Source organism: Streptomyces asoensis (genome assembly GCF_013085465.1).
In the GTDB taxonomy this organism is placed as follows: domain Bacteria; phylum Actinomycetota; class Actinomycetes; order Streptomycetales; family Streptomycetaceae; genus Streptomyces; species Streptomyces cacaoi_A.
The window spans coordinates 5,176,219-5,196,269 of sequence record NZ_CP049838.1; the positions used below are offsets into that span (position 1 = coordinate 5,176,219).

A 20,051-nucleotide genomic window follows, 5' to 3' on the forward strand; every position below is an offset into this window, starting at 1 on the left:
GGGCCGGTCCGGTTCTTCTCCCCTTGCTTCGGGTCGTCTTACTTCGGGTCGCGGTCGAACAGTGACTTGGACCAGAAGTAGCCGAGCACGGCGAGGCCCAGGCACCAGGCGACCGCGAGCCATCCGTTGTGGCCGATCTCGCTGCCGAGCAGGAGCCCGCGCAGGGTTTCGATGGCCGGGGTGAACGGCTGGTACTCGGCGATCGGCTGGAACCAGCCCGGCATCGCGTCGACCGGGACGAAGGCGCTGGAGATGAGCGGCAGGAAGATCAGCGGCATGGCGTTGTTGCTGGCCGCCTCGGGGTTCGGGCTGGACAGGCCCATGCCGACCGCGAGCCAGGTGAGCGCCGTGGCGAACAGGACGAGCAGTGCGAACGCCGCCAGCCACTCCAGGGCCGTGGCGTCCGTGGACCGGAAGCCGATGGCCACCCCGACGGCGCCGGCGAGGGTCACGCTCATCACGCACTGGATCACGCTGCCGACGACGTGCCCGAAGAGCACGGACCCGCGGTGGATGGCCATCGTCCGGAAGCGGGCGATGATGCCCTCGGTCATGTCCATGGAGACGGACACGGCGGTGCCGATCGTGGTGGAGCCGATGGTCATCAGCAGCAGGCCCGGCACGAGGTAGGCGATGTAGTCGGAGCGGTCGGCGCCGTCGCCCCCGATGCCGGCGCTCATCGCGTCGCCGAAGACGTAGACGAAGAGCAGCAGCAGCATGACGGGCGTGAGCAGCAGGTTCAGCGTCATCGACGGGTAGCGCCGCGCGTGCAGGAGGTTGCGGCGCAGCATCGTGGAGGAGTCGCGCACGGCGAGGGAGAGGGAGCTCATCGGACAGCCTCCTTGGGCTGGTCGGGCCGGCTGGACCGGACCGGCACGGTGGAGCCGGTCAGGGCGAAGAAGACGTCGTCGAGGTCGGGGGTGTGCACGGTCAGCTCGTCGGCCTCGATGCCGGCCGAGTCCAGCCGGTCGAGGATCGAGCGCAGCTCGCGCTGGCTGCCGTCGCTGGGGATCTGGAGCGCGAGCGCCTCGTCGTCCCGGGTGACCTCGCGCAGCGTGGAGGCGGCGTCCTGGTAGGCGGCCGGGTCGGAGAAGCGGAGCCGGACGTGGCCGCCGGGGATGAGCCGCTTGAGCTCCTCGGCGCTGCCCTCGGCGGCGATCCTGCCGTCGTTCAGCACGGCGATGCGGTCGGCGAGTTCGTCGGCCTCTTCCAGGTACTGGGTGGTGAGGAAGACGGTGACGCCGTCGGAGACCAGTTCGCGGATGATCTGCCACATGTTGTGCCGGCTGCGCGGGTCGAGGCCGGTGGTCGGCTCGTCGAGGAAGATGATCCGCGGGCTGCCGACGAGGGTCATGGCGATGTCGAGGCGGCGCTTCATGCCGCCGGAGTAGGTGGCGGCGGGCTTCTTCGCGGCGTCGACCAGGTCGAAGCGCTCCAGCAGCTCGGCGGCGACCCGCCGCCCCTCGGCCCTGGACAGGTGATGCAGATCCGCCATGAGGAGCATGTTCTCCTCGCCGGTGATCAGCCCGTCCACCGCGGAGAACTGCCCCGTGACACCGATCGCGGCACGCACCCCGTCCGGTGACGTGGTGAGGTCGTGGCCCGCGACCTGGGCCTGTCCGCCGTCGGCGGTGATGAGCGTGGACAGGATCTTCACGGCGGTGGTCTTGCCGGCGCCGTTCGGCCCGAGCAGCGCGAACACGGAACCGGCCGGGATGCGCAGATCGATGCCGTCGAGGACGGTCTTGTCGCCGTAGGACTTGCGCAGCCCGATGGTGGAGACGGCGATCGGCGACGGGTGACCGTCGCCCAGACTGGGCGTGGGCATGACAGAAGAAGGCATGGGGCCCTCCGTTCGAAGGCTGAAGCGGTCGGGGGACGGGGCTGGTCGAGAAGGTGGTGCTCAGGCCTTGGCTCGGCGGACGTGGATGTTGCCGAATCGGGTGCGGGCGCGGATCTTGACGGTGTCCTCGGTCTTCTCCGGGGACTCGGACGCGGTGAGCGTGTTGCGCACCTGGCCGGAGTCGGAGCTGACGTCGAGCCAGGCGGCCGTGCCCTCGCGGATGCCGACGTCGATGGCGCCGTAGGAGGTCTCCAACTGGACGGTGCCGCGGACCACTTCGCCCACCCGCAGGGTGCCGTGGGCGGTGGTGGCGGTGACCGAGTCCTCGGCGCGCGTGATGTCGATGTCGCCGTTGGCGCCGCTCACGCGCAGTTCGCCGGTCACGGCGCCGACGGTCGTGCTGCCGTGCGAGTTCTTCAGGACGGCGGGGCCGTCGACGAAGCCCACGCGCATGCTGCCGGAGCTGGCGGTGATCTCGGCAGAGCCCTCGACGCGGTCCACGGTGATCGTGCCGTGCGACGCGGTCAGCTCCAGCGGGCCCGTGGTGTCGAGGCGGACGTCACCGGCCGAGTTCTTCACGCGGACCTCGCCGAGCCGGCCGTCGCCGATCACCTGGGTCCAGGCGCCGGTCGTGTCGACGCGCGAGCCCGTGGGCAGGTCGACCGTCACGTCGACGGTGCCGGTGCGGCCGAGGCCGAACAGCGTGGGCTTGGGCGTCCTGATGGTCAGTACACCGCTCGCGTACGTGACCTCGGTCTGGGCGGCCGCCCGCGTGTCCAGGTCCTTCTCCGGGTCGCGGGGCCGCACCTCGACGACGGTGTCGGGGCGGTCGCCCGCGGTGAACTGGAGGGAACCGGCGTCCACGCGTGCGGTGACCGAGATCGGTTCGGGAGTGTCGAAAGAAGGCATGGCTGTCCCGTCCTCTTGGGTCTTCAGGGCGTCCCCGCTGGTGGGACGTGGTGTGGGTGAAGTGGTGCGGGTGTGAGAGGTGCAGGTGCGGGAGGTGCAGGTGCGGTGGTGCGGGCGGGAGCGGGGCTAGCGCACCCAGCCCGTGAAGCTCTGTCCGAGGGTCTGGGTCTTCTCCGTCGTCCGCGGCGGACGGGCGCCGCCCTCGACCGCGGCCGACACGGCGCGCACCAGCCACGCGTTGACCGACAGGCCCTCGCGGGTCGCGGCCTCCTCGGCGCGGGCCTTGAGGTGGGCCGGCAGGCGCAGGTTGACGCGGGCGGTGCCGCCCTCGTCGCCGTCGGCCGGGGCCTTGAGCGGTTCGGCGGGCGCGACCGGCTCCGTGATCGCGCCGCCGTCGCGGGGCGGGAGTGTCACCACGAAGTGGGGGTCGAGCCCCCGCAGCCGTACGTCGACCGAGCCGGGGGCGAGATCGCGGGTGATCTCGTCCGTGGCGGCGGAAAGCACATGGAGCATGGTCAGCCGGGTCGCCGACTCCAGGGGAGCGGTGAGCCTCTCCGCCAGCTCGCGGGCTTCGTCACCGCCGGCTTCGGCGGCCACCGCGAGTTCGCGGCGGAGGGTGTCGACATACGGGGTGAGGTCCATGACGCCATGATGGCACCACAATGGCGCCACATGCAAGCCGTGACGTGACATTCCTGGGATGCCCGCTGACGATACCGCGCTGACCTGCGCAAATGTGGTGGCGCCTAGTTGGGCGACTGTGGTGCCATGCGTGCTCACGCGCCCCTGGTGGCCCCGAATGGCGCCTGCTGACACCTCGTGGTGCCGGGATGGCGCCAGGTGGCGCCAGGTGGCGTCGGACTGGCGTCAGGTGATGCCGGGGTAGCGCCAGGTGGCGCCGGAGGACGCCCAGGAGGACGCCTCAGAGGATGCCCCCAGGGCGCCGAACCGTACGCGACGCAGGGCATGCCAGTAAGGTAAGCCTCACCAACCGCTTTACCATAAGCGGGCTGAAAACAGACCTGCGTCCCGGCGGCTTTTTGCCTGCCCTTGGAATTCCACAGGTCGTTCCCACGCCTCTGACAGGCCCGCCTCCTAGCTTCGCGGCCATGACGGGAAACTCAGGAAACACAGCAAACACAGCCGGTGCCGAGCATGACCAGCAAGGCCCCCGGCACAAGCGTGATCTGACCCGACGCAAGGTGGTCGTCGCCGGTGCGGGCGCGGCCGTCGCCGTCGGGGCGGGCGGGGCGCTCGCCGCCGGTGCCTTCGCCGGGGAGAAGGGCGGGAACAAGCCCAAGGCCGCCGCTTCCGCCAGTGCCGGCGAGGTCTGCTACAAGCTCACCTCCGAGACCACCGAAGGCCCGTACTACATCGACGCGGACAAGCTCCGCCAGGACATCACCGAGGACAAGGAGGGCATCCCGCTCACCCTCGCCCTCAAGGTGATCGACTCCGAGACCTGCAAGCCCATCGCGAACGCCGCCGTCGACGTCTGGCACTGCGACGCCCTCGGCATCTACTCCGGTTACGAGAGCCTCTCCACCGGTGGTGGCGGCGGCGCTCCCACCGACGCGCCCTCGGGCACCCCGACCGGTACGCCGACCGACGTGCCGACCGGCACCCCGACCGGCGAGCCGCCGTCCGGTGGCGGCGGTGGCGGCGGGCACGAGGAGCCCACCGACGACGAGCGCTATCTGCGCGGGACCTGGAAGACCGACAGGCAGGGACGCGTCACCTTCAAGACGATCTTCCCGGGCTGGTACCGCGGCCGCACGGTCCACATCCACACCAAGGTGCACGTCAACGGCGAGTGGACCGACGCCGGTTACGAGGGCGGCAACACCTGCCACACCGGCCAGTTCTTCTTCGACGAGGAGTCCGTGCTCGCCTCGGCCGAGGTGGAGCCGTACTCCACCAGCACCACCGAGCGCACCACCCTCACCGAGGACACGATCTACGACCAGAGCGGCGTCCAGGGCGGTCTGCTCAAACTGAAGTACAACAAGAAGAACATCGCCAAGGGTGTCGTGGGTTCGATCACGATGGGCGTCGAACCCGACGCCACCCACGACGGCACCGACGACGCGGTCCAGCCGGGCGCGTCCGAGACGGCGTCGGCCGAGGCGTCGGCCTCTTCCAGCTGATCCGGGCGGCGGCGGGGGCGTCCCCTTCACCCGTGCGTCCCGGTCACTCGTCCGGTGACGCCCCCTCCTCCAGCAGCCGCTCCGCGATGTCCGTCGACCAGCTCTGGGCCCATGCACGCAGGTCCGTGAGCTGGTCCTCGGTCAGGCCGTACGCCGTGAACGCCGTGTCCGGGTAGTGGTCGGTGCCCGTCAGCCTGGTCTGGAGGGTGGGCAGGTCGAAGTCGTCCCGGGCGTGGCGGCGGGCCAGTTCCTCCAGGTCGGGGTGGGTGAAGCGGGCCGACGCCGCCCTCGCGTCGATCAGGTCGACGGCCAGACCGCGGTCGTAGAGCGCCCGGACCTTGGTGCCCACCGCGTCCGGGAGGGAGAGCGCCGGACCGTACGGGGTCGGGACGGGCGGGCTCCAGAAGGTTTCCTTGTGCAGGGCCAACCGGAGGACCGTGTCCGTGGTGCGGTCCAGCACGGCCAGGTGCGCGGACAGCGGGTCCGTGTCCCGGACCGTCGCCTCGTGGACGCCCCGGGAGGTGAGCGCCGCGCCCAGCGCCTCGGCGAGCCGGGGCATCGCCTCCGCGCTCTCCGTCGCCAAGTCCACGTTCGCGTGCGGTCGTTGGAGCAGCTCGTGCGCCTGGAGCGCGTAGCCGCCGGCCAGCGCCCAGGGGGCGCCGGGGGCGGCCACGTCGAAGACCTCGGCGAGGAGCCGGAGGTGGGGTTCGAGAAGGTCCACCGGGTAGTCGTACCAGGTGCGGTGACCGTCGTGCGGGGTTCAGTGGGCGCGGCGGCGCCACCAGCGGCGAGTGCTCCCGCCTTCCGCCGTCTCCGGGTGGGCGTCGGGGTCCAGGGCCGTGCGGATCCGGTCGAAGGTCGCCACCGGGTGGTGGCCGGGGCTGCGGCCGTCGGCGGGGAGCGCCACACCCGCACAGACCAGTCTGAACTGGTTCTTCTTGAGGATCACGCTCGTGAACACGGGTGCGCCGACGCACCCTTGGGGGAGTTCGCCGCCCCAGCGGATGCTTCCGTCGCCCGCGCGGACGAGGACTCCGACCACGACGGCCTGCTCGCGCTCGCCGCCCTCCCCCGTGTCGTGCCCCAGGACGTACGCCCTGACCGGGTCCGCGCCGATCCCGGCGAGGTCCTCCGCGCGCGCCGCGACACCGTCCGTGATCTCGTCGGTGCTCCAGCTCCAGCCCTTGCGGTCGGCGTACGTGTGCAGGACGGAGGCCGGCAGTACCGCCACGCCCAGGCCGGGCAGCGGGGTCCAGCCGTCCGCGAAGCCGGTCATCACGAGCCGCTCGGCGCTCGGAGCCGGGTCGCACAGTTCGGGGCGGAGGGTGATCTCGGCGAGGTCCACACGGGTCGGTTCGGCGGCGGTCACCAGATACTGCCGCACCACCTCGCCGTCGCCCGCCGCGCCTTCGCTCGGTATGAGTTCGTTGAACCAGAACGCCGTCGCATGTCCCTCGTCCCGGTTGGCCCGCTTGTACGGCAGTGTCGCGCGCGCCGCGTGGCCGAGGATCGCGTCGATGGAGCCGTCCTGGAAGCTCGGCAGGGGGGACGTCGGGGAGGGGGTGGGGGACATGGGATCAGATCACCCAGCCCAGTCCGTACCCGCCCAGCAGGACCGAGTTCTGCTGGGTGAGGCCGACCGAGGGGGCTGTGAAGACGCGGCTGCGCGCGGCGGTCGGGCCGGTGGTGAAGCCGGGGAAGGTCCAGACGGCGCCCGTGGACTCGTTCTCGCCCGAGGCGCTGACGAACAGCTCCGGCCTGGCGTCCCGGTTCACGTCCCCGACCGCGACCGTCGTACCGAATCCGTCCCCCGCCTCGGAGGCGTCCGGGACGCCCGCCGTGTCCTGGGTGAAGGCGTACGAGCCGGTACCGAGGACGCCGGTGCGGCGGCCGGGTACGACGGTCACCTGGCCGGCCTGCGCCTTGGTGCCGACCGACTCGCGCGGCGCGCCGATCACGAGGTCCGCGAGTCCGTCCCGGTTGAGGTCGGCCACCGTCAGGGCGCCGCCGAAGACGTCGCCCTTCTCGCTCGCGTCGGGGACGCCGGCGGTGTCCTGCGTGATCTGCTCGGGCACGGCGTCGGGTGCGATACCGGCCGCCGAGCCGCGCCAGACGAGCACGCGACCGCCCGACGCGCCGTCCACGCCCGCGACTTCGGGTTCGTCCGGGTCGCCGACCACCAGGTCGTCGTAGCCGTCCCCGTTGACATCCCCGGTGGCGGCGATATGACCGTTGCCGTGGGTGAGACGGGACGGAAGGCCGACGTGGTCCTGGTCCTCCGGGTCGACGAAGACGAACCCGCCGGTCTCCCCGCCCTGTCCGTACGTCACGTTCACGTGCTCGGGCGAACCGTCGCCGTCGAAGTCGCCGAGTGCGACGGAGTCTCCCCAGGAGCTGTCCGCCGCGACCGCGGAGGCGCCGTAGCCGCCGGTGCGGGTGAAGGGGCCGGTGAAGCGGACGGCGCCGCCCCAGCTCGCGACCAGGACCTCGGACCGCGCGGCCGAGGCGCCGCGGGTCGCGGCGAGGTCCGCACCGTAGTGGTAGGGGTCCATGCCCGCGGTCGCCGAGGCGGGCAGGTCGGTGCCCGTGGTGAGCCCGCTCCTGCTGCCCCACAGCACGGTCACGGACCCCGCTTCCGCGCCCTTCGCGGTGCTCTCGAAGGGGGCTCCGACGACCAGGTCGGCGTAGCCGTCCCGGTTCAGGTCGGCCGTGGCGGTGGCGGAGCCGAACCCGTCGCCCGCCTCGGCGGTGTCCGGCACGCCCGCGGTGTTCTGCGTGATGAGCGCTCGCCGGGTGGCCGACAGCCCCGTCTTCGCCCCGTACAGCACGACGACGGCGCCCGCCCGCTCCTTGCCCGCCACGTTCGCGCCCGGCGCGGGCAGCACGGCGTCGCGGTAGCCGTCCCCGTTGAAGTCACCGGGCACCGCACCGTGCACGGCGACGGCGGGCGCGGCGGGCAGTGCCGCGGCACCCAACAGCCCGGCCAGGAGAACCACGGCTCCCCGCCAACCACGCCTGAAAACAAGCTCGTTCACACGAATCCCCCATCCCCACGCGCGCACCCCCTGTGCGCCTGCGCCCCGCCCGTGAGTGTAAAGCGCCCCGGGGCGCACGCCCCGGAAAAAAATCCTCTTCACGCGGCAACTCTTCACGCGGTGGCGACCACTGACAGGACGTAAGCCCGCTCCTCCCCGTAAGGATCCCCCGTGGCAGCTCCCTCCCACCGCCGGTCCCTCCGCTCGCGCCGCGCCCTCGTCGTCTCCGCCGCCGCCGTGGCCGCGGCCGTCGGCGCCGGTGTCGTCGTGATGAACGCCAACGCCGGGACCGTCGACCTGTACCACCAGACGCTCGCCGCCAAGGACGGCTGGGCCTCCTCCGGCACGGGCACCACCGGTGGCACCAAGGCCGACGCCGCGCACACGTTCACCGTCTCCACCCGCGCCCAGCTGGTGAAGGCGCTGGGTTCCGCCTCCGACACCACCCCCCGGATCATCAAGATCAAGGGCACGATCGACGCCAACACCGACGACGCGGGCAAGAAGCTGACCTGCGCCGACTACGCGTCGGGCACCGGCTACTCGCTCTCGGCCTACCTGAAGGCGTACGACCCCTCCTCCTACGGCACCTCGAAGCTGCCCTCCGGCACCCAGGAGAAGGCCCGCGCCGCCGCCCAGACCAAGCAGGCGAAGAACATCGTCTTCAAGGTGCCCGCCAACACCAGTGTCGTCGGCGTGCCGGGCACCAACGCCGGGATCTCCGGCGGCATGCTCCAGATCCAGAGCGTGGACAACGTCGTCGTCCGCAACCTGACCTTCGCCGCGACCGAGGACTGCTTCCCGCAGTGGGACCCGACCGACGGCGACGACGGCAACTGGAACTCCAACTACGACTCCGTCACCCTGCGCGGCGCGACCCACGTGTGGGCCGACCACAACACGTTCACCGACGCGCCCCACCTCGACGGCGCCAACCCCAAGTACTACGGCCGCGAGTACCAGATCCACGACGGCGCCCTGGACATCACCAAGAGCTCGGACCTGGTGACCGTCTCGCGCAACCAGTTCACCAACCACGACAAGACGATGCTGATCGGCAGCAGCGACAGCGAGCCCTCGGGCAAGCTGCGCGTCTCGATCCACCACAACATCTGGAAGGGCATCGTCCAGCGCGCCCCGCTGGCCCGGGTCGGCCAGGTGCACATCTACAACAACTACTACGACGTCACGACCCTCAACGGCTACGCGACGCAGTACAGCATCAACTCCCGCGCCAAGGCCCAGGTCGTCGCCGAGAACAACTACTGGAAGGTCCCGACCGGCGGAAAGGTCGCCAAGCTCCTCAGCGGCGACGGAACCGGCGCGATCAAGGGCTCCGGCAACCTCGTCAACGGCACGGTCACCGACGTCGTCGCCGCGTACAACGCCGCCTCGTCGAAGGACCTGAAGACCACGGTCAACTGGACCCCGGCCCTCACCTCGGGCCTCGAGACGTCGGCGAAGAACCTGCCCACGACCCTCGGAACGACCACGGGCGCGAGCGTCCTGAAGTAACACCCCTCAGACACGCGAGGGCCGGGTGACCACGAGCCCCCGGCCCTCGCGTTCCCCCCTCGTCAGGTGTCGTACGTGCCGTCCCACGGGTCGGCGAAGGCCAGGCGGTCCGGGTAGAGCTCCGCCCAGGTTTCGGGGGTGCCGTCCTCGTCCTTGTCCTCGCGGATCACCAGGCCGAACAGCACGCCCTCGAAGGTGAGTCGGAAGGGACGGACCGCGATGTCCGTGTAGGAGCGGCGGGGCAGGCTGCGCAGGAGGGTGGCCAGGCGGACGCGGGCCCGGGTGAGGACCGAGTCGTCGCCGTGCGGGTTGCGCTGCTGCTCGGCCCAGGTGCCGGCACACCAGATGTCCGAGTCGCGGTAAGTGCCGTCCGCGTCGAAGGTGTGCAGCACGGTGTAGAGGCGTTTGTGCTCTTCCCAGCCGTCGTCGAGACGGAACCCTTCGGGGAAGGCGTACGTGACCGACGCGAGGAACTGGCCGTCCGCGTACCGCCCGATGGACTCGGTGCGGTGCCTCGGCTCGTAGGCGATCGGGATGACGTTGGGGACTGCCATGGCGGAAACCATACGGCTTGGCGGGAACATGCCGGAGTCGGGGGAACCTCTACGACTCTTCCTCTACATCTTCCGACCAGGGCCGTCTTCCGACCGGGGTCCGGGAGGTGGTTCGTCCCGGACCCCGTGGTAGGTCGCCGACGCGCTACGCGGTCGGCTTCTCCTCCAGGCGCGGGAAGAGCACCGCTCCCTTGGTGACCGTCGTACCGGCCGGGAGCGTGCCCCAGGTGCCGGCCTCCTGGACCCGCTGGTCCGCGAGAGCACCCAGGACGGCCTCGGCGCCCAGCGAGTCCCAGAGCTTCTGGGAGGTGTCCGGCATGACCGGGTTCAGCAGGACGGCGATGGCGCGCAGGGACTCCGCGGCGGTGTAGAGGATGGTCGCCAGACGGGCCCGGCCCTCGGCCGAGTCGTCCTTCGCGACCTTCCACGGCTCCTGCTCCGTGATGTAGCCGTTGACCTGCTTGACGAAGTCGAACACGGCCAGGATGCCGCCCTGGAAGTCCAGCTCGTCGCCGATCTTCCGGTCGGCCAGCGCGACCGCGTTCGCCAGACCGTCGTGCAGCGCCTTCTCGGCCTCGCTGTCGGCGGTGGCCTCGGGCAGGACGCCGTCGAAGTACTTGCCGACCATCGCGGCCACACGGGAGGCGAGGTTGCCGTAGTCGTTCGCCAGCTCGCTCGTGTAGCGGGCGGAGAAGTCCTCCCACGAGAACGAGCCGTCCTGGCCGAAGGCGATGGCGCGCAGGAAGTACCAGCGGTACGCGTCCACGCCGAAGTGCGAGGTCAGGTCCTGCGGCTTGATGCCGGTCAGGTTCGACTTCGACATCTTCTCGCCGCCGACCATCAGCCAGCCGTTCGCGGCGATCTTGCCGGGCAGCGGGAGGCCCTGCGCCATCAGCATCGCGGGCCAGATCACCGCGTGGAAGCGGAGGATGTCCTTGCCGACCAGGTGGACGTCGGCCGGGAAGGTCTCTTCGAACTTCTGCTGGTTCTCGTTGTAGCCGACCGCCGTCGCGTAGTTCAGCAGCGCGTCGACCCACACGTAGATCACGTGCTTCTGGTCCCACGGGATCGGGATGCCCCAGTCGAAGGTGGAGCGCGAGATCGAGAGGTCCTGGAGGCCCTGCCGGACGAAGTTCACGACCTCGTTGCGCGCGGACTCGGGCTGGATGAAGCCCGGGTTCGCCTCGTAGAGGGCGAGGAGCTTGTCGCCGTACTCGCTCAGCTTGAAGAAGTAGTTCTCCTCGCTGAGGATCTCCACGGGCTTCTTGTGGATCGGGCACAGCTTCTCACCTGCGAAGTCGCCCTCGCCGTCGAGCAGCTCGCCGGGGAGCTTGTACTCCTCGCAGCCGACGCAGTACGGGCCCTCGTAGCCGCCCTTGTAGATCTCGTCCTTGTCGTACAGGTCCTGCACGAACTCCTGGACGCGGTCGGTGTGCCGCTTCTGCGTGGTGCGGATGAAGTCGTCGTTCGCGATCTCCAGGTGCTCCCAGAGGGGGCGCCAGGACTCGTCGACGAGCTTGTCGGCCCACTGCTGCGGGCTGACGCCGTTCGCCTCCGCGGTGCGCATGATCTTCTGACCGTGCTCGTCCGTGCCGGTGAGGTACCACACCTTCTCGCCACGCTGGCGGTGCCAGCGGGTGAGCACGTCGCCTGCGACGGTCGTATAGGCGTGGCCCAGGTGAGGAGCGTCGTTGACGTAGTAAATGGGGGTGGAGACGTAGAACGCCTTGCCACCCTGCTTCTCGGTTCCAGTGGCCGCCATGCCCGAAATCCTACTGGGCTCGCGAAGATCCACTCACATGCGTTTCGGGGGGTGGACGGGTGGACAAGGTGTCCGTCCCGTCCACCCCCCGGTCAGGCGCGGTGGTGCGCGGTGGTGCTCTGTGGTGTCCGTGGTGTCTGTGGTGCTCGGTGGGGCTTACGGGCGCCAGTTCGCCAGGATGCCCTCGTAGACCTCGGCGTCCGTGAGCTCACGCGGGGTCTCGCCCGCGAGGAAGTGGGACGTGTTGGCCAGCTTCAGCTTGCGGAGGTAGTCGAAGGCCTTGTTCTCCGGGTCGCCGAACGCGACGAAGGCGAAGAAGACGTCGGGGTGGCTCTTCGCCGCCTCGGTGAGGGCCTGGGTGGCCGGGGTCTTCGCGTCCGGGGCGCCGTCCGTCTGGAAGACCACCAGGGCGGGAGTGCCGGGGGCTTCCTTCTGGTGGTACGTGAGGACGTCTTCCACGGCCACGTGGTAGCTGGTGCGGCCCATACGGCCGAGGCCCGCGTGCAGCTCGTCGATCTTGTTCTCGTGCTCGGTGAGGGTGAGCTCGCCGTTGCCGTCCACCTCGGTGGAGAAGAAGGTGACGCGGACCTTGGTGTCCTCCGGGTCCAGGTGGGCGGCGAGGGCGAGGGTCTGCTCGGCGAGGGCCTGGGCGGAGCCGTCCTTGTAGTACGCGCGCATGCTCGCGGAGCGGTCCAGTACGAGGTGGAGCTTCGCTCGGGTGCCGGTGAGGTGGGTTGCCTCCAGGGCGGTGGCGGCTGCGGCGTAGGCGGTGGCGAGGCCGGCGGGGAGGGTGGGGGCGGCGGGAGTCTCGGCCGGGGCCGCCTCGACCTCGTCCTCGGCTTCGCCTTCGGCCGGGTCGTTCCCACCCGCACCACCCGTGCGGCTTTCGTTGTCGGCCGCGAGTGGCCCCTGTGCGGCGTCCTCGCCGTCGGCGGCCGCGGGCTCGTCGGCCTGCGCCGCAGCCACGGCGGCCGCGGGCTCGGGGGCGGCCTCAGGCTCGGGGGCGGCCTCGGACTGCTCCGCAGTGTCCGTCGTCTCCGGTTCCGACTCGGCTGCGGCCGGTTCGGACACGGGCTCGTCGGCCTCGGGCTCGGATTCCGGGGCCGTTGCCTCGGGGGCCGCGACCGGCTCGGGCTCGGTCTCCGGCTGCTCGGCCGCGGGTTCCGGGTCGGCCGTCGTTGCCGTCGGCTCCTCGGAGGCCGGCTCTTCCGCCGTCGGCTCCGCCTCGGCGTCGGTGACCACCGTGGGCTCCTCGGCCGCCGGCTCCGTCTCCGCAGCCGCTTCGGTCGTCGGCGTGGGCTCCTCGGCAACCGCCTCGGCCGTCGGCTCGTCCACCTCGGCCACCGCCTCGGCCGTCGGCTCGTCCTCCTCGGCCGCCGCCTCGGCCGTCGGCTCGTCCTCCTCGGCCGCCGCCTCGGCCGTCGGCTCGTCCTCCTCGGCCGTCGGCTCGTCCACCTCGGCCGCCACCTCGGCCGCCACCTCGGCCGCCGCCTCGGCCGTCGGCTCGTCCACCTCGGCCTTTGCTTCAGGCTGCGTCGGCGCCTCAGCCTCGGCTTCCGCCTCCGCCGTCGCCTCAGCCTCGGCTTCCGCAGCAGCCTCGGTCGCCTCAGCCTCCGCTGGCGCCTCAGCAGCAGCCTCGGTCGCCTCAGCCTCCGCTGGCGCCTCAGTTGCCTCAGGCGCCTCAGGTGTCTCGGGCGCCTCAGGTGTCTGTGCGGGCAGGTCCTCTGTCGACTGGGTCGGCTTGGGGACCGAGACGTTGTCGAAGGCTGCCGAGACGAGGTCGTGTTCGTCCTGGGATGCCGGGCGGGGTTCCGGGACCTGGGCCGTGGGGGTGGCCCTCGGGGTGGGTTCGGGGGAGGGGGACGGGACCGTCGGTTCGGGCGCCGGGGTCGGCGCGGCCGCCGACGTGGGGGCAGCCCCGGTCGACTCCTGGTCCCGCTCCTCGGAGGCGGTCTGTTCCTGCGAAGGAACCTGTTCCGCACCCTCTGCCTCGGCGGCCCGCTCTTTGCGTGACCGTCCGAACGCGTTCCGCAGGAGAGTGAGAATGCCCATGTGCGCAACCCTTCGCGTGAGTTGAAGCCCGTCAATCCCTGGCCAGGACGGACACGTAAGGTTAACGGCCCCGGATGGTGATCTTGGGCAGGGGTGAGTGTAAGGAATCCAGGTGTGTCAATACCGCCTCGGCACCCCCTCCGCGCAAGTCCAACACCCTTGTGGCTGCCGGGGCTTCACTCTCCGTTCATCCCGCAGCTGCGCTTCCGCACATACGTGCCCCTAACGTCACGAGCACACCAAGGGCATGCAAGGGGAGATTAAAGGTGCGCAAGCTTCTGCCGTTGATCGGAACGCCGTCCCAGTCCCATCCCGGCGGACGCTCCGCCATGACCTGTCGCTTCCGGTGTGGTGACGCCTGCTTCCACGAGGTGCCCAACACCAGCGACAACGAGTACGTCGGGGAGATCATCGCGGGGGCGATCGGCCGCCGCACGATGGTGCGCGCCGCCGCGGTCGTCACCGTCGCGGCCGCCGCCGGGACCGCGGGTGTGGCCGGTGCGCTGCCCGCCGCGGCCGCGCCTGCCGATACGTCCGGAAAGTCCTCCGGGAATTCCGGGAAATCTTCCGGGAAACCGTCCGCCAAGGCCGCCCGTGGGCTGCGGTACAGCTCCGTCGCTCCCAACACCGCCGACGCCGTCACCGTTCCGGACGGATACGCGCAGAATGTCGTCATTCGCTGGGGTGAGCCCATCCTGCGCGGTGCTCCCGCCTTCGACCCGGAGAAGCAGACCGCCGCCGCCCAGGCCGGGCAGTTCGGCTACAACAACGACTTCCTGGCGCTGCTGCCCATTCCGGGCGAGTGCGACCGGCAGCTGCTCGTCGCCAACCACGAGTACACCGACGAAGTGCTCATGTTCCGTGGCTACGACGCTGCCAACCCCACCCGGCAGCAGGTCGAGGTCGCCTGGGCGGCGCACGGTCTCGGCGTGGTCGTCGTGGAGGAGGACCGCAGGACCGGCAAGCTGACCGCCGTGCCCCGGCACCACCTCAACCGGCGGGTCACCGCCACCACCGAGTTCCGGCTCACCGGGCCCGCCGCCGGCTCCGACCTGCTGAAGACCTCCGCCGACCCGACCGGCACGAAGGTGCTCGGCACGCTCAACAACTGCTCCGGCGGCACCACCCCGTGGGGCACCACGCTGCACGGCGAGGAGAACTTCAACCAGTACTTCGCCAACAGCGGCCGGGCCACGGACAAGCGGTACGGGATCGGGACCGGCGCGACCGAGCGCAAGTGGGAGCGGTTCGACAAGCGGTTCGACGTCGCCCAGGAGCCGAACGAGGTGCACCGCTTCGGGTACGTCGTCGAGCTCGACCCGTACGACCCGACCTCCACGCCCCGCAAGCACACCGCCCTCGGCCGGTTCAAGCACGAGGCCGCGACCGTGCGGCTCACCGACGACGGGCGGCCGGTCGTCTACTCCGGTGACGACGAGCGGTTCGACTACTTCTACAAGTTCGTCGGCAGCAAGCGCATGAAGAAGGGGTCGAGCCGGGCTGTCCGCGAGCACAACCTGTCGCTGCTCGACGAGGGCACGCTCTACGTCGCCAGGCTCACCGGCGACTCCCCCACGATCGAGATCGACGGCACCGGCAAGCTGCCCGCCGACGGCGAGTTCGACGGCAGCGGCGAGTGGATCCCGATCGCCACCGCCACCGCCAAGGGCGCCGTCTCGCACGTCGAGGGGATGAGCGCCGAGGAGGTCTTCGTCTTCACCCGCCTCGCCGGTGACAAGGTCGGCGCGACGAAGATGGACCGGCCCGAGGACATCCAGCCCTCGCCCGTCACCGGCAAGGTGTACGTCGCCCTCACCAACAACACCAACCGTGGTGTCGGCGCGAACGCCAAGGCCGACGAGGCCAACCCGCGCAACGCCAACAAGCACGGGCACATCCTGGAGCTGACCGAGCGGCTGGGCCGTCCCGAGAGCACCACGTTCGCCTGGTCGCTGTTCCTCGTCGCCGGTGACCCCGACGACCCGGCGACCTACTTCGCGGGCTTCCCGAAGGACGACGTCAGCCCGATCTCCTGCCCGGACAACGTGGCCTTCGACCCGCACGGCAACCTGTGGATCTCCACCGACGGCAGCCAGCTCGGCTCGCACGACGGGCTGTTCGGCGTCGCGACGCGCGGCTCCCGGCGCGGTGAGCTGAAGCAGTTCCTGACGGTGCCGAACGGGGCGGAGACCTGCGGCCCGATCGTCCAGGACCGGCGGGTGCTCGTCGCCGTGCAGCACCCGGGCGAGGTCGACGGCGCGACGGTGGAGAAGCCGGCGAGCACCTGGCCGGACGGGCCGGGGAAGATCGTCCGGCCGGCCGTGGTGGCCGTGTGGCGCAAGGACGGCGAGGACATCGGGGTCTAGCGCCCCACTGAGGAGCCGCGCCTCACTGAGGAGCCCGGCCCTAGCCGCCCGTGTGCGGTGAGGTGATCACCCTCGCCGCCGCGACCTCCTGGCGCAGTGGCTCCAGGACGCTGCCGGGCGGGCCGGTCAGGTCGGTGCGGACGGGGTACAGCACGTCCGTGTCGCGCAGGCCGTCGGCCAGTTCCCGCAGCTGGAGCGTGACATGACCGACCTCCCGCTCCGACGGCGGTCCGGCTCCGTGTTTCACCCGGACCCGGGCCGCCGTCGTCGCGTCCACGATGCGTTCCACCGCGACGACCAGCGGCCACCAGGCCGCAGCCCGGCGTCCGGTGGGCGGGGGCTCGGTCAGCGCCCGCTGGAACTCCGTACGGATGACGGACAGGTCGCGGTAGAGACGACGGCGCATCCGGGCGCGTTCGGCGGGGTCGACGGCCGGACCGAAGGCCGCGTCGACATAGCGGGCCGTGTCCGCGACGGCGTCCGCCAGCCGGTCGCCGACCCTGGTGTGCCAGCTCTCCGGCCACAGCAGGTAGCCCGCCACGAGCGCGATGCCGCAGCCGATCAGCGAGTCCACCAGGCGGGGGAGCAGCAGCGCGGTGCCCTGGTGGTTGAGGACGTCCGACAGCAGCAGGATCACCGGAGTGATCGCCGCGGTCTGGTAGCCGTACCCGCGGGGTGTCAGGGCCGGGATCAGCGAGGCGAGCAGCAGCATCGCCGGTACGTCCCACCAGCCGCGCGGCACCTGGGACAGCACCGCCGCCGCGACCACCAGGCCGGCCACGGTGCCGAGCGCCCGCAGCAGCGCCCGCGAGAACACCGAGCCGAAGTCGGGCTTCATCACGAAGGTGATCGTCAGGGCCACCCAGTAGGAGCGCGGCACCGGCACGATCGAGACCAGCACCTGGGCGAGGCCGATGCACAGGGCCAGCCGCAGGCCGTAGCGCCAGGACGCGGCGGAGAGGGCGACATCGCGGGTGGCGCGGGCGGCGCGGACCCGCAGGGCGGCCGGGCGGCCGAGCCGGTCGTCGTTGCCCCGGGGGTCGAGGTCGGGGGCGGCCACCACCTCGGCGGCGTGCCGCAGGGCGTGGTCGACGGCGCGCGCGGTCTCGGAGCCGGGGTCGGGCAGCCGGAGCCCTATAGGCCCGGTGAAGCCGGTCTCCACGGCCCGCGCGAGATGGAGTACGGCCTCGGGGACCTCCGCCGGGAGCGGGCGGCCGCTCAGATGGGCCGCGGGGGCCACCTCCACCACCGGGGTGATGGCGTTCAACTCGGCGACCAGCCGGGTCAGTTCGGGGTTGCGGCCGTGCTGTCCGGTGCGGCGGGCGAGGACCAGGTCGTAGGACTGGTTGAGGGACTGGGTGACGGTGTGCCGGGCGTCCTCGTACGCGCCGGGGACCTCGCTGCCGCAGGCGGCCAGCAGATCGGCGACCGCGCGATAGGCGGCGGCGACCGCCGTGCGTTCCGGTACCCCGGAGCGCAGCGGCCAGGCCAGCAGGGCGAGGAGGAGCACGAGCAGCCCGCCGCCGGTCATCAGGAGCGGTGCCAGCCACCACTCCCCCGGCATCGACAGTCCGGCCCCCACCACGGAGTTGAGCAGGAGCAGCAGCCCGGACACGGACGCCACGGCCCCGATCGTCGAGATCATCCCGGAGACCAGCGCCACGCCGGTGACGGCGGCCACCGCGAACCACCCGTGCCCGTACACGGCGGATCCCAGGGTGACGCCCACCGCGCCGAAGAGCTGCGGGATCGCGATGTTCATGATCCGCATGCGGTAGGCGTCGGCGGTGTCGCCGATGACGCCGGACAGGGCGCCCATGGAGGCGAGCGCGCCGTACGCGGGCTGTCCCGCGGCGAGGCCGATCAGCAGCGGCAGTGTCATGGCGAGCGCGGCGCGGGCGACGGCGGGCCGGTTGACGGCGGACTGCTGGGAGCGGAGGTTCCGGACCAGCCAGTCTGGAGGGGTGAGGCCGATGGGGAACTCGCGGGACATGCGCTCATTATGGGCACCCGCCACGGCTGTCGGCCCCCGGCTGTCGGCCCCCGGCCCCCGGCCGTCGGCCCTCGGCTATCAGCCCTGGTGGAGGGTGATGTTCACGACCAGCGCGCGGTGGTCGGTGCCGTCGAGGTGGAGGAAACGGGCCCCGCTCGCCGAGAAGTCCTTCGACACGAGCACATGGTCGATCTGCGCGCCGAAGGCGGGCGCGGTGCGGCTGGGCCAGCTCGGCTCGCGGTCGTCGCCGGCGAGCCGGGCCGCGTCGCGCAGTCCGGTGCCGAGGACGCGGCGGAAGGCGGCGTGGTCCTGGGAGGCGTTGAAGTCCCCGGCGAGGACGAGCGGACCGTTCTCGTAGCGGGCGGCGAAGTCCCGCAGCCGCCCCAGCTCCCGTTTCCACAGGGACACCTGGCGGGGCAGCGGGGGCTTGGGGTGCGCGAGCTGGAGCCGTACGGCGTGTCCGCCGACGTCGGCCACCGCGCCCGGCATGCCCATGCTGCCGGGCACGCCCGCGGTGGCCGTCAGCGGGAACCGGCTGAGGATGACGGAGCCGACGGAGCTGTCGCCCGCGACGGCCTGCCGGTGCGGATAGGCGGCCCCGAGCTCCTTCGCCACCGCCGCCTGACAGGTGTACTCGCACTCCTCCACGAACACGATGTCCGGCCGCTCGCGCCGGACGACCGGGATCAGGGCGTCGGTAGCCCACCCGAACTCCACGTTCGACGTCAGCACCCGCAGCCGCGCGAGCACCGGCCCGTCCGGCTGCTCCCCCGTCCCGTACGGCTCGACGAACCAGGCGAGCAGCCCGAGAACGACCGTTCCCCAGATCGGCCCGGCCGGCCAGCGGGCGAGCAGCGAGAGGACGACGGCGGCCCCGGTGGGCACGATCAGCCACGGCAGGAAGGCGAGCAGTTGCGGTACGGGGGTCACGGCATCGGTGTCGGCGACCCGGCAGCCGACGACCACGCTCACCCCGGCCAGCAGCAGCCCGGCGCACCAGGCACCGAGGAGCCGTCCTCGCATCGACCTCATCCCGCCGAAGGCTACGCCCCGGTCTTCGCCAGGAACTCCGCCAACACCCTGTTGAACTCGCCCGCCCGCTCCAGGTTCGGCAGGTGAGCCGCGCCCTCGACGATCCGCAGCTCGGAGTGCGGGAGCGCCGCGTGCATCGCCTCCGCGTCCGACACCGGGGTGTACTCGTCGTCCTCGCCGACCACGACCAGGGCGGGGACGGTGACGCGGGCCAACAGGGGCCGGTAGTCGGGGCGTTCGGCCCGGCCGCGCAGTGCGGCGGCGGCGCCCTCGGGAGAGGCCGACGTCATCATGCGGTGGACGTGGGCCTTCACCTCGGGCGCCGCGTAGGGGGCGACCATCTTCTCCAGGACCTCGTCGGCGTAGCCCCGCATGCCCTCAGCGAGCAGGCGGTCGGCCATCTCGTTGCGCGCCAGTCTGCCGCCGGGGGTCTCCGGGGCCGGGAAGGTGTCGGCGAGGACCAGGCCCCGGACGCGGTCGGGGAACTGCCAGCAGATGTCCATCGCGATCTGGCCGCCCATCGACAGCCCGGCCAGCACGAACGTCTCCACCTTCAACTCATCCAGGAGCGCCGCGATGTCCTGGGTGAAGTCGGAGAGCAGCGTGATGCCGGGGACCACCGGGGACGCGCCGTAACCGCGCAGGTCGGGGGCGATCACCCGGCGGGTGGCGGAGAACGCCTCGATCTGCGGGGCCCACATGGTGCGGTCGAAGGGGTGGCCGTGGACGAGGACGAGGGGGAGCGCCGGGGGCGTATCCGTGCCTTTGTCCTCGTATGCGAGGAAGGGTGCCATGTGATCGACAGTAGGGCGGGCCGACTTCTCGGTGCAATAAGATCTTTGC

16 protein-coding genes are annotated in these 20,051 nt (G+C 71.3%); 3 read left to right on the top strand and 13 right to left on the bottom strand.

The window, feature by feature from the left end; genetic code table 11:
• Positions 1 to 38: 38 nt before the first annotated feature.
• From G9272_RS23125 to G9272_RS23140, 4 genes are all read right to left on the bottom strand, one after another.
• Positions 39 to 830 (bottom strand): ABC transporter permease, encoded by a 792-nt coding sequence (locus G9272_RS23125; protein ID WP_171394949.1) that lies wholly within the window; start codon positions 828 to 830, stop codon positions 39 to 41.
• On the bottom strand, positions 827 to 1,843 hold the full coding sequence (locus tag G9272_RS23130) for an ATP-binding cassette domain-containing protein (protein ID WP_171398336.1): 1,017 nt from the start codon (positions 1,841 to 1,843) through the stop codon (positions 827 to 829). Before G9272_RS23130 ends, G9272_RS23125 begins: the two co-directional genes overlap by 4 nt.
• Positions 1,844 to 1,903: 60 nt before the next feature.
• Complete coding sequence (locus G9272_RS23135; RefSeq protein WP_171398337.1) at positions 1,904 to 2,752, bottom strand: DUF4097 family beta strand repeat-containing protein; 849 nt, start codon at positions 2,750 to 2,752, stop codon at positions 1,904 to 1,906.
• A gap of 126 nt (positions 2,753 to 2,878) precedes the next feature.
• On the bottom strand, positions 2,879 to 3,394 hold the full coding sequence (locus tag G9272_RS23140; protein ID WP_171398338.1) for a toxin-antitoxin system HicB family antitoxin: 516 nt from the start codon (positions 3,392 to 3,394) through the stop codon (positions 2,879 to 2,881).
• Between the two features lie 467 nt (positions 3,395 to 3,861).
• Between G9272_RS23140 and G9272_RS23145 the strand changes: the two genes are divergently transcribed.
• Positions 3,862 to 4,899, top strand: coding sequence for a dioxygenase (locus G9272_RS23145; protein ID WP_171398339.1), 1,038 nt, complete (start codon positions 3,862 to 3,864; stop codon positions 4,897 to 4,899).
• Between the two features lie 43 nt (positions 4,900 to 4,942).
• On the opposite strand, the gene G9272_RS23150 is transcribed toward G9272_RS23145, so the two are convergent.
• Genes G9272_RS23150 through G9272_RS23160 form a run of 3 tightly spaced genes read right to left on the bottom strand, consistent with a single transcriptional unit; the run spans position 4,943 to position 7,895 of the window.
• Complete coding sequence (locus tag G9272_RS23150) at positions 4,943 to 5,620, bottom strand: nucleotidyl transferase AbiEii/AbiGii toxin family protein (RefSeq protein WP_171398340.1); 678 nt, start codon at positions 5,618 to 5,620, stop codon at positions 4,943 to 4,945.
• A 39-nt stretch (positions 5,621 to 5,659) separates the two neighbouring features.
• The gene (locus G9272_RS23155) at positions 5,660 to 6,472 is read right to left on the bottom strand and encodes a hypothetical protein (RefSeq protein ID WP_171398341.1); all 813 of its coding nucleotides are present in this window, start codon (positions 6,470 to 6,472) and stop codon (positions 5,660 to 5,662) included.
• A gap of 4 nt (positions 6,473 to 6,476) precedes the next feature.
• Positions 6,477 to 7,895: an FG-GAP-like repeat-containing protein gene (locus G9272_RS23160; protein WP_253267905.1), complete on the bottom strand. Its 1,419-nt coding sequence runs from the start codon at positions 7,893 to 7,895 to the stop codon at positions 6,477 to 6,479.
• 210 nt (positions 7,896 to 8,105) lie between these two features.
• Between G9272_RS23160 and G9272_RS23165 the strand changes: the two genes are divergently transcribed.
• Positions 8,106 to 9,449, top strand: a complete 1,344-nt coding sequence (locus G9272_RS23165) for a pectate lyase family protein (protein WP_301272145.1) — start codon at positions 8,106 to 8,108, stop codon at positions 9,447 to 9,449.
• Between the two features lie 62 nt (positions 9,450 to 9,511).
• Here the strand turns inward: G9272_RS23165 and G9272_RS23170 are convergent, their stop codons facing one another.
• The 3 genes from G9272_RS23170 to G9272_RS23180 form a co-directional block, all read right to left on the bottom strand.
• Positions 9,512 to 10,003, bottom strand: a complete 492-nt coding sequence (locus tag G9272_RS23170) for a hypothetical protein (protein WP_171398342.1) — start codon at positions 10,001 to 10,003, stop codon at positions 9,512 to 9,514.
• A 145-nt stretch (positions 10,004 to 10,148) separates the two neighbouring features.
• The gene (gene metG / locus G9272_RS23175) at positions 10,149 to 11,765 is read right to left on the bottom strand and encodes a methionine--tRNA ligase (protein WP_171398343.1); all 1,617 of its coding nucleotides are present in this window, start codon (positions 11,763 to 11,765) and stop codon (positions 10,149 to 10,151) included.
• A 156-nt stretch (positions 11,766 to 11,921) separates the two neighbouring features.
• Entirely contained in the window at positions 11,922 to 13,817 is a 1,896-nt protein-coding gene (locus tag G9272_RS23180; RefSeq protein WP_171398344.1) for a VWA domain-containing protein, read from the bottom strand.
• 266 nt (positions 13,818 to 14,083) lie between these two features.
• Between G9272_RS23180 and G9272_RS23185 the strand changes: the two genes are divergently transcribed.
• Entirely contained in the window at positions 14,084 to 16,183 is a 2,100-nt protein-coding gene (locus G9272_RS23185; RefSeq protein ID WP_171398345.1) for a PhoX family protein, read from the top strand.
• Positions 16,184 to 16,223: 40 nt separating this feature from the next.
• Here G9272_RS23185 and G9272_RS23190 read toward each other — a convergent pair whose 3' ends face one another.
• From G9272_RS23190 to G9272_RS23200, 3 genes are all read right to left on the bottom strand, one after another.
• Positions 16,224 to 18,176, bottom strand: a complete 1,953-nt coding sequence (locus G9272_RS23190) for an FUSC family protein (protein WP_171398346.1) — start codon at positions 18,174 to 18,176, stop codon at positions 16,224 to 16,226.
• Positions 18,177 to 18,254: 78 nt separating this feature from the next.
• The gene (locus G9272_RS23195) at positions 18,255 to 19,208 is read right to left on the bottom strand and encodes an endonuclease/exonuclease/phosphatase family protein (protein WP_171398347.1); all 954 of its coding nucleotides are present in this window, start codon (positions 19,206 to 19,208) and stop codon (positions 18,255 to 18,257) included.
• A gap of 11 nt (positions 19,209 to 19,219) precedes the next feature.
• A complete protein-coding gene (locus G9272_RS23200; RefSeq protein ID WP_171398348.1) occupies positions 19,220 to 20,002 on the bottom strand; it encodes an alpha/beta fold hydrolase in 783 nt (260 codons plus the stop codon).
• Positions 20,003 to 20,051: the final 49 nt, after the last annotated feature.